The sequence below is a fragment of the Pseudomonas sp. QE6 genome (assembly GCF_041379005.1).
GTDB lineage: Bacteria > Pseudomonadota > Gammaproteobacteria > Pseudomonadales > Pseudomonadaceae > Pseudomonas.
Map to the genome: position 1 here is coordinate 46,708 of NZ_CP166873.1, position 10,793 is coordinate 57,500.

Here is a 10,793-nt window from a genome sequence, read left to right on the forward strand (position 1 = left end):
CTGATGGGGAGCTGTTGTTATTGGAAGGGGGCGCGCAACCGACGCAAGGCCGGTCCTTGGCAGCGACCGGAGGCTCGACCCCGTGATGCCACTATAGGAATTCGGTGGCCATAGCGGCCCGACCCATAGTCGAGAAAATGTGCCTTCGGAAGTGGAAAGCCTGTACGGGCGAAACAGGCGGTCGGCAGGAGTTGTTACCCATCGTCACACCGGCGTTACAGGAGCCGGATCAGTGCTGGCGGAACAGGCCGATCAGGTGCTCGGCGATGGCGCCCTTGATGGAATCCAGGTTCAGGCGCGAATGGCTCTGGAGCTTGGCAATGTTCAGGCGGTGCAGGTGCAGCGAAGGCATGCGAGCCTCGTACTCGCGCAGATCGCCCTTGACCAGCACCGGCAGGAAGGAGTCCTCGCGCATCCGGTAGCGGTTGATCAGCACCTTCAGCCCGTCCTGGAACGGCAGCTCGCGGGACGCCACCAGGCGGTGCTCGCCGGGTATCTTCAGGTACAGGCCGCTGTAGCCCATGGTCTCGCCCGGCAGGATATGGATACCGGTAGGCTCGACCGCGTCGGCGGGAATGTCATGAAAGGTGTCGAACCAGGCCTGCTCGTCCGGCAGGATGGTGATGCCGCCTTCCTGGCTTTCCGGAATCACGAAGCTGTAGTTGCTGTAGAGCTTCTCGACGTACGACGAATAGATGCACAGGCGGTTCTCGAAGCGCTGCAGGAAAGCGATGGCTTCGTTGCGGTCGGTGATGGCGTCCAGATCCCAGTCGAGGTCGTTCTGGCGCTCCAGTTCGGCCCACCGGGCTTTGGCAAGTGCGGCGTCGTAGGTCATGGTGGTAGATCAGTCTTCGTCGACTGACTCTGGCAGAAAACATGCCAGAAAATTCAGCTATTTAGCGGCGAAATTCCGTGATCCATTTCACGCATGAGCCGATGGAGCCCGTCGCAATCTGACGCGTTTCGTCACTCTGTCGGCCAGGGCAGACCCTTTGCAGTACAATCGCTCCCTTTGTTCATTCCGGGCCCAACCAAGCCGATGATCGACCCACGACGCGTACTACGCGCCCTTGCCGAACACTGGGTGCTGCTCGAACCGCTGTGCGAGCGCTTCGACGCCGGCACCCTGAGCCTGGTGGAGCTGCGCAACCAGCTCACCAGCCAGCTGCCCGACAGCACCCCGGTGGATATCACCGCCCTGCTCGACCAGTGGGTGCGCCTGGACATCCTCGTCCCGGTGGCCAAGAGCCCCAACCGCTTCGAGCTGAACGCGCAGATCCACGACTTCCTCGCCTACCTGCGCCAGGAGCACCGCCTGGGCCTGTGCCTGGAGATCGAGGCCTACCTGCGCCACCTCGAGCGCCTCGCCGGCTACATCCGCGACGCCTTCGAGGTGCGCGACGGCAATGACCTGGCCCGCCAGCTGCGCCTGCTCGACATGCGCGTGCGCGACGTGCTGAAGAAACTCGCCAACGACGAACAGGCGCTGGTCGCCGTGGCCGAACGGGCGAAGACCCAGGACCGGCAGATTCCGCTGCGCCAGCGCTACGCGGAAGTGCTGGCGACCTGGGACGAATACGTCGAACCGATGATCCAGCTGGTCTCCGCCGACGGCGCCTTCGAGCAGGGTGTGCGCCGCGTGGAACAGGTGCTGCTGCGCCTGCTGGGCGAACAGGCACGCCTGGGCCAACTGGTGGACGACGACCAGTTGCTGCGCACCCACGCGCGCATCCTGGAAATGCAGACCACCGCCCAGCTCACCCTGCGCCGCGCCCGCGAACTGCTGCTGCCGCTGCGCGAGGAAGCCCGCCGGCACAACGCTATCACCCGCGGCGCCGCCCTGGCGCTGTCGGTCATCCGCCGCAAGGGCATCGACGCCGTGCCCCAGGCCGCCATGCCGATGTTCACCCGGCCGCAGAGCAACTTCCTGGGCACCGCGTCCCAGGTCGAGAGCTACGTCTTCGCGCTGGCCAACTTCCAGCCCAAGCCGGCGCATTTCCCCAAGGCCAGCGGCAATCGCAAGAGCGACGGCCCGCAGCGCTCGCCGCGCACCGCCCGGGAAATGCTCGACCGCTGCCAGGCCGCGCTGCCGCTGCCGGACCTGATGCAGTGGCTGCTGGAACAGGAGCCCGAAGGCGCCACCGACGAGCTGCTCTACTGGTTCTCGCGCCTGTCGCGCGATGCCCGCTTCCAGCGCGACCGCCTCGAGCGCCGCCAATACGACACTCTCCAGCACAGCGTCAGCCTGTGCTCCTTCGCCCTGATCGCCGGCCCCGCCGCTGGCAAGGACAGCAAGAGCGAATCGCATGCAGATTAATCTCACCGAAATGACCCAGCTCGCGCCGATCTTCCGCGAGCTGTTCAAGGGCTTCCACATCAGCCGCCGCGACCCGGAGCTGTACAGCCAGCTGTCCAACCAGCAGGACGCCTACCGCGCGCTGTTCCGCAGCCTGGGCTACGAGCTGGTCTGCGACACCCGCGGCTTCTACTACTTCGTGCCCGAGCAGATCGGCGCCCAGGTGAACAAGACCGCCCAGCGCCTGGCGCTGTTCACCTTCATCCTGGTCGAGCACCTGGCCGACCAGGGCCGCGACCCGCTGGCCGTCCTCGATGGCGGCAGCATCGGCCGCGACGAACTGCCGCCGCTGCTGGAGAAATACCGCGACCTGTTCCTGCAGGCCGAGGTGACCACCCAGGAAGAACTGGAAGAGAAGGTCATGCGCCGCCTCACCCAGCTCGGCTTCGCCGCCGAGGACAACGGCGTGTACCGCTTCCTGCCGCCGATCCACCGCTTCCTCGACGTCTGCCTGTCGGTCCAGCAGGACCGCGACCTGGCCAGCAACCTGCACGCCAGCGAAATGCAGTTCACCGCGCCCGCACTGATGGACGAAGACGACGAGCCGGTGGTGATCCTCGAGTCCTACGCCGACGAGCCGGCCGACGACGAAGCCATCGTCACCCTTGAAGCCCCTGCTGCCGTAATCGTGGAAGAAGAGAGCGAAGAAGACGCCCTCGCCCGCGCCATCGCCGAAGAACAAGCCGACATGGAGGCCCAGGCATGACCCAGGAACGCTACGGCATCCGCCGCTTCGCCCTGCTCAACACTGCCGGCTACAGTCTCGGCATCTTCCCGCTGGAACAACCGCTGTCGGTGTACGGCGCGAACAACCTCGGCAAGTCGGCGTCGATCAACGCGCTGCAGTTCCCGATCCTCGCGCGCATGTCCGACATGAGCTTCGGCAAGTACAGCCTGGAAGCCTCGCGCAAGTTCTACTTCGCCACCGACACCAGCTACATCCTCATCGAGCTGGACCTGCCCCACGGCCGTCACGTTATTGGCTGTGGTGGTCGCGGCCCGGGCGGCGGCTTCGGCCACCAGTTCTTCGCCTACCAGGGCGAACTGGACCTGGAGCACTACCAGAAGAACGGCACCTGCCTGCGCCTGCGCGAGCTGTACGCGAACCTCGAGCGCGAGGGCATCAAGTCCTATGAGTTGAAGCCGGACGAATTGCGCCGCCTGCTGGTCGGCGGCCACACCTCGATCCCGCTGGACCTGACCCTGATCCCGCTGCGCTCCACCAGTGAACAGAGCCTGAAGACCTTCCGCTCGCTGTTCATCAACCTGCTGCACATGCGCGAGATCACCGCGGCCAAGCTCAAGCAGCTGTTCCTCGATGCCTTCGAGCACAGCCTGCGTTCGGGCAGCGTCGACTACATCGCCGCCTGCGAGGAAGCCTTCCGCGACGTGCGTCGCATGGAGGGCGACTACCAGGCCCTGGTCGCCGCCGGCCCGCTGGTCGAGGCCCTGGCCAACGGCGTGGCGCAGCGTGAAATCCTGCGCGGCAAGATGCACCGTCTCTCGCCGCTGCTGGATAACCTGCTGGGCACCTGGGAAGACTACTCCGGCGCGCGCAAGGAAGAGCTGGTCATCCAGGCCGAGCACTACCGCCGCGAGCAGGACGGCCTGCAGAACGAACAGCGCGGCAGCACCGCCGAACTGATGCGCCTGGAGCGCGAGATCAGCGAGATCCAGCGCTGGATGGGCGAACTGGCCGTGCTGAAGAACCGCTTCGCCCTGGTCGAGGACGCCAAGGTGCTGGAGCAGCAGCTGCTCGCCGCCAAGGACGCCCACGACGAACTGGCCGGCGCCCTGGCCCATTCCCGGCAGTTCTCCAGCGAAGACCTGGAAGAGCGCATGCGCGACCTGGAGAAACGACTGAAGGGCGTTCGCCAGCAGCTCGAACACGCCGACAACAACAGCTACGCCCGCCTGCGCGAGGAGTTCTCCCAGCAGGATGTGGAGCGCCTGATGCGCCTGTTCAATGGCGCGCTGTTCAGCCTGCCGCTGGGCGAGAAGGGCGTGGACCTGGACGAGGCCGGCCAATGGGTCGGCAGCGTCGAGAAGATCCTCGATGCGTTCAAGGGCGAGCGCTTCGAAGTGCCGGGCCTCTCCATCGACCTTTCGCACATCGAACCGCCGGCCCTGCAGGCCCTGGCCGACCGCGCCGCCCTGCGCGACCAGAAGGAGCGCCTGGAGAAGGAGCTCAAGCAGCTCAAGACCCAGCAGGCCGTAGCCGCCGACCGCAACGCCAGCAAGGCGCAGGCGGACAAGCTGTACCAGGACGTGCTCGATGCGCAGAAGGCGCTGGAAGACTTCCGCCGCAGCCAGACCCTGAATGCCGAAGAGCCAGGCAAGCTGGAGCAGCTCGCCCAGCTGGAAGCCACCCAGGACGAACTCAAGCGCTCCGCCGACGCCTTCACCGAACGCGTCCAGCAGCTCTCCGCCAAGCTGCAACTGATCGGTCGCCAGTTGGCCGACCTGGAAGCCAAGCAGCGCACCCTCGACGACGCCCTGCGCCGCCGCCAGCTGCTGCCGGCCGACCTGCCCTTCGGCACGCCGTTCATGGACCCGGTGGACGACTCCATGGACAACCTGCTGCCGCTGCTCAACGACTACCAGGACACCTGGCAGTCGCTGCAGCGCGTGGACGGCCAGATCGAAGCGCTGTACGCCCAGGTACGCCTGAAGGGCGTGGCCAAGTTCGACAGCGAGGATGATCCGGAACGTCGTCTGCAACTGCTGATCAACGCCTACGCCCACCGCACCGACGAAGCCCTCACCCTGGCGAAGGCCAGACGAGCGGCGGTCACCGACATCGCCCGAACCCTGCGCAACATCCGCAGCGACTACGACAACCTGGAACACCAGCTGGCGCTGTTCAACCGCGAGATCAACAAGCGCCAGGTGTCGAACCTGCAGAGCTTCCGCATCGTGCTCGCGCCCAACAAGGACGCGCTCAAGCACATCGACCAGATCATCCACAGCGCCGGCCAGTACGAGGAAGGCGAGAACCTCTCGGTGTTCGACCTAACCCAGAGCGCCGAGCAGGATGCGAAGAACGAGGAAGCCAAGGACTACCTGTCGCGCCTGGTGGCGGCGAACAACAACCAGTTGGGCCTGAAGGACCTGTTCGAGCTGGCGTTCGAGATCACCAAGATGGGCGGCCAGCCGATCATGCACACCGACATCGACGGCGCTGCATCCAACGGCACCACCATGACCATCAAGGCGCTGACCAACATGTACCTGTTGCTGCACCTGATGGACCGCGAACAGGCCGGCCGCGTGCGTCTGCCCTACTACCTCGACGAGGCGGCGGACATCGACGAACGCAACCAGTCGGCGCTGCTGGAGACCAGCCTGCAGCTGGGCTTCGTGCCGATCCTGGCAAGCGTGAAGCCGCAGGTCTCGGCCCAGGTGGCCATCGACCTGGAAGGCGGCAGCGGCCCCAACGGCATCTACATCGACGAGGCGGACTGGAAGTTCATTCGTCGCCGGGATACCGAAAAGGCGGCGCACAACGATGTGGAGGCCAGCGCCGAGCCGGCGTGACCTTCCCCGCGTTAAAGTAGAAGCCCCGCAATGCGGGGCTTTTGCTTTTCCGACTTCGCGCGGGCCTGCTCCTGTAGGAGCGAGCTTGCTCGCGAACCGCATAACACCAAAGCCCATTTCGTAGGATGGGTGGAGCTTGCGATACCCATGCCGCCCCGAGCGACGATGCTGATGGGTATCGCTGCGCTCCACCCCATCCTACAAACATCGCTCGCGCATCCACCGAACCTGTGAAATGAAAAAGGGCCGCATCCGCGGCCCTTTCCTGTTCGGCGTGAACTCAGTTCGCCTTGCCCAGCGGGATCTTCGGCGCCCAGTCCAGCCACTCCTCGTTGGACTCGTCGAACAGCGCGAAGGTCTGTCCCGGCTTGGCCGGCGAGCCCATGTCGGCGTTGTTCGGGGTGGCGAAGGCGACACCGCCGGCGAGGATGGTCTCGAAGGATTCGGTACGCACCTTCACCCCCTTGAACAGGCCCGCATCCACACCGACACCGCTGGTGTTCCAGAAGCGGCTGCCGGTACGCACCAGCGGTGCATAGCGCGGCTCGATCAGGATGTGGATCAGTACCCGGTCGGCGGTCTCACCTAGTTCGAAGGAGGTCACCTTGCCCACCTGTACCTCGCGGTAGGTCACCGGCACCCCGACCTTCAGCGAGCCACGGCGGGGCGCACTGAGGGTCAGGCGCAGGCCGTCGCCCTCCAGCAGACGGTTCGGCTGACTGGCCAGCACGCTGAAGGCGGTCTGTGCCTGGCCCACCTTGTCGGCCGGCAGCACTTCGATGTACTGGCCGCTGACGATAGTGCCCAGGTTGGACACGCCGTTAAGCCCCACTTCCGGCCCCACCACCCAGAAGCGCGTGCCCTGGCGAGCGATGCGGTCTTCCGCACGAGTCAGGCGCGCCTTCATGACCACGCCGCTCAGGTCCTTGCTCAGCTCGACCTGCTCGACGCGCCCTACTTCCAGGCCCTTGTAGCGCAGCACGGTGCCTTCCTTCAGGCCGTCGGCGGTATCGGCGCGCAGCTCGATCATCCGCCCCTTGGCATGGGCCACTTCCTCGCTGTCGAACAGCGCGAAGCGACGCACCTTGGTCACCGGCGGCGCCTTGGGGTCTGGCGTATCGAAGGAGATGCCACCGGCAATCAGGGTTTGCAGCGACTCGCTTTTCAGCTTGATCCCATCGAGCCCACCACTGACCGTCACCCCACTGACGTTCCAGAAACGCGTCGAGGTGTTCACCAGCTTGGCGTACTCCGGCTCGATATGGGCGCCGATGACTATCCGTGACGGATCACGGCGAGACAGCTGGTAACTCTGCACGCTACCCACCTTCATCTGCCGATAGAGGATCGGCGTGCCCACTTCCAGCGAGCCCAGCTTGTCGGTCGTCAGCACCAGGTGCAGGCCCGGAGAGTCCAGGTTCAGCGGCGGTGCCTTGGGACGGATGACGAAATCGCGGGTCGGCTCGCCGGTCTTGGCGAAGCGCACGCTGATGTAGTTGCCCTTCACCAGCGCTTCCAGGCCGGTGATACCCGCCAGGGAAATGCTCGGCTTGACCAGCCAGAACTCGGTGTCGCTATTGAGGAAGTCTTCGGTGCGCGGGTCCATGGACAGCGACGCGGTGGCGCCGTTGAAGTCCTGGTCCATGTCGATGCTCTTAACGGTACCGACCTGCACGCCGTTGTACATCACCGGCGTACTGCCGGCATTGAGGCCGCTGACATCGGTGACCTTGAGCTTGACCCCCAGGCCCGCCTGGGCGGCATCGTAGTCTTCGTAGAGGCGGAAGGGCTTGGTCGAGTCCGTCGGCGGGCTGTCCGGGTAGTTATCCGGCGTGGCAAAGGCGATACCGCCCGCGGCGATGGAGGCCAGCGATTCGGTACGCAGCTTGAGGCCGCTCAGGTCACCGGACAGAGTGATGCCGCTGGCGTTCCAGAAGCGCGTATGTTTGCGCACGAGGTTGGCATAGGCCGGCTCGATGTGGATCTTCACTTCGATGGTCTTCTGGTCTTCCGCCAGGTGATAGCTTTTCACCTGCCCCACCTGAATCTGCCGGTAATAGATCGGGCTGCCCTGTTCCAGCGAGCCCAAGCGCTCGGCCTTCAGGATCAGGTGCAGGCCGGGCAGGCTGTCGGACAGCGGCGGCGGCTCCTTCAGTGCGGTGAACTCCTTCTGCTGTTCGCCTTTCACCGGGTCGATGGCAATGTAGTTACCCGACACCAGGGTTTCCAGGCCGGTCACCCCGGCCAGCGACACGCGCGGCTTCACCAGCCAGAAGCGGGTTTCCTTGCTCAGGTATTCGCCCGCTTCCTTGCGCATCTCGACGGACGCGGTAACCCCCAGGTCAGGCTTGTTCACATGCAGGTCGACGACCTTGCCGACACCTATGCCCTTGAAGATCACCTCGGTCTTGTTGATCTGGATTCCATCACCGCTTTCAAAGCGGATATCGATCATGATCCCCGCCTGGTCGTAGGCCCTCCAGGCCAGCCAGGCGCCGATCGCCAGGGCAATCAGCGGCAGGATCCAGATTGCCGACCAGTTGGAGGTCTTGCGCATCTTCGGGGTGGGAAGATCACTCATTGTCGTTTTCCGCGTCCGTGTTATCCCAGATCAACCGGGGATCGAAGGTCACTGCTGCCAGCATGGTCAGTACCACCACGCTGGCGAAGGCGGCCGCACCGAGGTCTGCCTCGATGGTGGCCAGATTGCCGAAATTCACCAGAGCCACCAGGATCGCGATGACGAAGATATCGAGCATCGACCAGCGCCCGATCCACTCGATGAAGCGGTACATCATGATCCGCTGCCTGGCCGACATCGGCTGGTGACGCTGCACCGAATACAGCAGCAGGGTGATGCCGACCAGCTTGAAGGTGGGAACCAGGATACTGGCAACGAAGACCACCGCGGCGATCGGAACCATATCCGCGTTGATCAGCTCGATCACCCCCTCCATGATGGTCGCGGGCATGCCATTGCCCAGGAAATTGACCGTCATGATCGGCAGGAGGTTGGCCGGTATATAGAGGACGGCAGCCGTGATCAGCAGTGCCCAGGTCCGCGCCAGGCTGTTCGGCTTACGCTCGTGCACCACCGATCCGCAGCGGCTGCAGGTGGTTTCGTCGCCCTCGACGCGCCGATTGAGCTGGTGGCACTCACCGCAGATCAGCACACCGGCATCAATGGCTCGCATCGTCGAACTCCCCGGACAACTCGCCCCAGACCTGGTGATGCGGCATGGTCACCTCAAGCCATACCTGGGTGAACAACAAGGCCACGAAGCAGGCCAGCCCCAAGCCGATATGCAACTCAGCCATGCCGATCAGCTTCACGATCGACACCAGGATGCCCATCAGGTAGACCTCGAGCATCCCCCATTCGCGCAGGTGCTGGTATCCACGCAACAGCAACATGCCCTGCTCGCGCATCGTCTTGAAACGCAGGGTCAACAGCACGAACAACTGGCAAAGCAACTTGGCCAGCGGAATGACCATGCTACAGAGGAACACCAGGACGGCGACGCCCTTCATGCTCGACCCATAAAGCCCCTGCACCCCGCTCCAGACCGTATCGGTACTGGTCTGGCCGAGAATGGTGATATGCATGATCGGCATGAAGTTGGCCGGTATGTAGAGCAGCAACGCCGTCAGCACCAACGCCAATGCGCGCCGCACCATGTGAGGCCGGTGTATTTCCAGCTCATAGCCGCATCGAGGGCAAACCGACTTCTGCCCTAGCGGCACAGCCACGCGCCGCATCAACAGATCGCATTCATGGCACGCGGTCAATTGATCCAACGGCAGGTGCTGCAGTGCGTCACCTTGGATTTCGGACATGAAAAAACTCAGAGAAAAGTTGACGCTATTGTAGACGAGACCAAGCGCCCGACGCTGCGAAGCATAAGCATCGAGTCTTTGCGAATTTTTTGTGAGGAAACAGGGACCGAGGCATCACACCGTGCATCCTGGCGCTACTCGACAACGCCCCGGCAGTCAGGCAGACAATCTGCCCAGAGCTCGAAAGCCATCCTATCCACAGGCCAGTTCGTTGGCTACAGAGTTCACGAACAGCACTCCAGGCAGGGCATTGCACCCGCAGGAGCGGACCCCGTTCGCGATAGCCACCGTCTCAGCGCAGGTTGGGTAAAGGACTTCGGGAAGCGGCCCGACTTTCCCGCGCGCAAAAGCAAAACCCCCGGCCAGCTTTCGCTAACCAGGGGCTTTGGGATAGGTGCTTGACGATGACCTACTCTCACATGGGGAAACCCCACACTACCATCGGCGATGCGTCGTTTCACTGCTGAGTTCGGGATGGGATCAGGTGGTTCCAACGCTCTATGGTCGTCAAGCAATTCTTTAGGACGCTCGTGGCATTCGCACACGCTCATCCGAATTCGGGTATGTGACAGTCATTTGCGGTTCACACGAACTTTCGGTTCGTCGACTTCACCATCGAACACACAAATTGTTTGGGTGTTATATGGTCAAGCCTCACGGGCAATTAGTATCGGTTAGCTCAACGCCTCACAGCGCTTACACACCCGACCTATCAACGTCGTAGTCTTCGACGGCCCTTCAGGGGAATCAAGTTCCCAGTGAGATCTCATCTTGAGGCTAGTTTCCCGCTTAGATGCTTTCAGCGGTTATCTATTCCGAACATAGCTACCCGGCAATGCCACTGGCGTGACAACCGGAACACCAGAGGTTCGTCCACTCCGGTCCTCTCGTACTAGGAGCAGCCCCTCTCAAATCTCAAACGTCCACGGCAGATAGGGACCGAACTGTCTCACGACGTTCTAAACCCAGCTCGCGTACCACTTTAAATGGCGAACAGCCATACCCTTGGGACCGGCTTCAGCCCCAGGATGTGATGAGCCGACATCGAGGTGCCAAACACCGC

7 protein-coding genes and 2 rRNA genes (1 of these 9 running past the window's edge) are annotated in these 10,793 nt (G+C 63.4%); 3 read left to right on the plus strand and 6 right to left on the minus strand.

The window, feature by feature from the left end; translation table 11 throughout:
* Positions 1–229: 229 nt before the first annotated feature.
* A complete protein-coding gene (locus ACAW63_RS00245) occupies positions 230–835 on the minus strand; it encodes a hypothetical protein (RefSeq protein ID WP_371230855.1) in 606 nt (201 codons plus the stop codon).
* A 204-nt stretch (positions 836–1,039) separates the two neighbouring features.
* Between ACAW63_RS00245 and mksB the strand changes: the two genes are divergently transcribed.
* From mksB to mksF, 3 genes are read left to right on the plus strand one after another with little or no spacing between them, the layout of a single operon-like run.
* Positions 1,040–2,317: an Mks condensin complex protein MksB gene (gene mksB / locus ACAW63_RS00250; protein WP_371230856.1), complete on the plus strand. Its 1,278-nt coding sequence runs from the start codon at positions 1,040–1,042 to the stop codon at positions 2,315–2,317.
* Complete coding sequence (gene mksE, locus ACAW63_RS00255; protein ID WP_371230857.1) at positions 2,307–3,062, plus strand: Mks condensin complex protein MksE; 756 nt, start codon at positions 2,307–2,309, stop codon at positions 3,060–3,062. The genes mksB and mksE overlap by 11 nt, the downstream gene beginning before the upstream one ends.
* Positions 3,059–5,893, plus strand: a complete 2,835-nt coding sequence (gene mksF / locus ACAW63_RS00260; protein ID WP_371230859.1) for an Mks condensin complex protein MksF — start codon at positions 3,059–3,061, stop codon at positions 5,891–5,893. Before mksE ends, mksF begins: the two co-directional genes overlap by 4 nt.
* 280 nt (positions 5,894–6,173) lie before the next feature.
* Here mksF and ACAW63_RS00265 read toward each other — a convergent pair whose 3' ends face one another.
* The 5 genes from ACAW63_RS00265 to ACAW63_RS00285 all read right to left on the minus strand — a co-directional run.
* On the minus strand, positions 6,174–8,474 hold the full coding sequence (locus ACAW63_RS00265) for an MlaD family protein (RefSeq protein ID WP_371230861.1): 2,301 nt from the start codon (positions 8,472–8,474) through the stop codon (positions 6,174–6,176).
* Positions 8,467–9,087, minus strand: coding sequence for a paraquat-inducible protein A (locus ACAW63_RS00270; protein WP_371230863.1), 621 nt, complete (start codon positions 9,085–9,087; stop codon positions 8,467–8,469). The genes ACAW63_RS00265 and ACAW63_RS00270 overlap by 8 nt, the downstream gene beginning before the upstream one ends.
* The gene (locus ACAW63_RS00275) at positions 9,074–9,730 is read right to left on the minus strand and encodes a paraquat-inducible protein A (protein ID WP_275608672.1); all 657 of its coding nucleotides are present in this window, start codon (positions 9,728–9,730) and stop codon (positions 9,074–9,076) included. Before ACAW63_RS00275 ends, ACAW63_RS00270 begins: the two co-directional genes overlap by 14 nt.
* 396 nt (positions 9,731–10,126) lie before the next feature.
* Positions 10,127–10,242 (minus strand): 5S ribosomal RNA (gene rrf / locus ACAW63_RS00280).
* 131 nt (positions 10,243–10,373) lie between these two features.
* Positions 10,374–10,793, minus strand: a 23S ribosomal RNA gene (locus ACAW63_RS00285); it runs 2,471 nt beyond the window's last position.

Excerpts from the sequence above, each read along its gene's own strand:
- ACAW63_RS00245 (WP_371230855.1), bottom strand. The coding sequence starts at position 835 with ATGACCTACGACGCCGCACTTGCCAAAGCCCGGTGGGCCGAACTGGAG.
- mksB (WP_371230856.1), top strand. The coding sequence starts at position 1,040 with ATGATCGACCCACGACGCGTACTACGCGCCCTTGCCGAACACTGGGTG.
- mksE (WP_371230857.1), top strand. The coding sequence starts at position 2,307 with ATGCAGATTAATCTCACCGAAATGACCCAGCTCGCGCCGATCTTCCGC.
- mksF (WP_371230859.1), top strand. The coding sequence starts at position 3,059 with ATGACCCAGGAACGCTACGGCATCCGCCGCTTCGCCCTGCTCAACACT.
- ACAW63_RS00265 (WP_371230861.1), bottom strand. The coding sequence starts at position 8,474 with ATGAGTGATCTTCCCACCCCGAAGATGCGCAAGACCTCCAACTGGTCG.
- ACAW63_RS00270 (WP_371230863.1), bottom strand. The coding sequence starts at position 9,087 with ATGCGAGCCATTGATGCCGGTGTGCTGATCTGCGGTGAGTGCCACCAG.
- ACAW63_RS00275 (WP_275608672.1), bottom strand. The coding sequence starts at position 9,730 with ATGTCCGAAATCCAAGGTGACGCACTGCAGCACCTGCCGTTGGATCAA.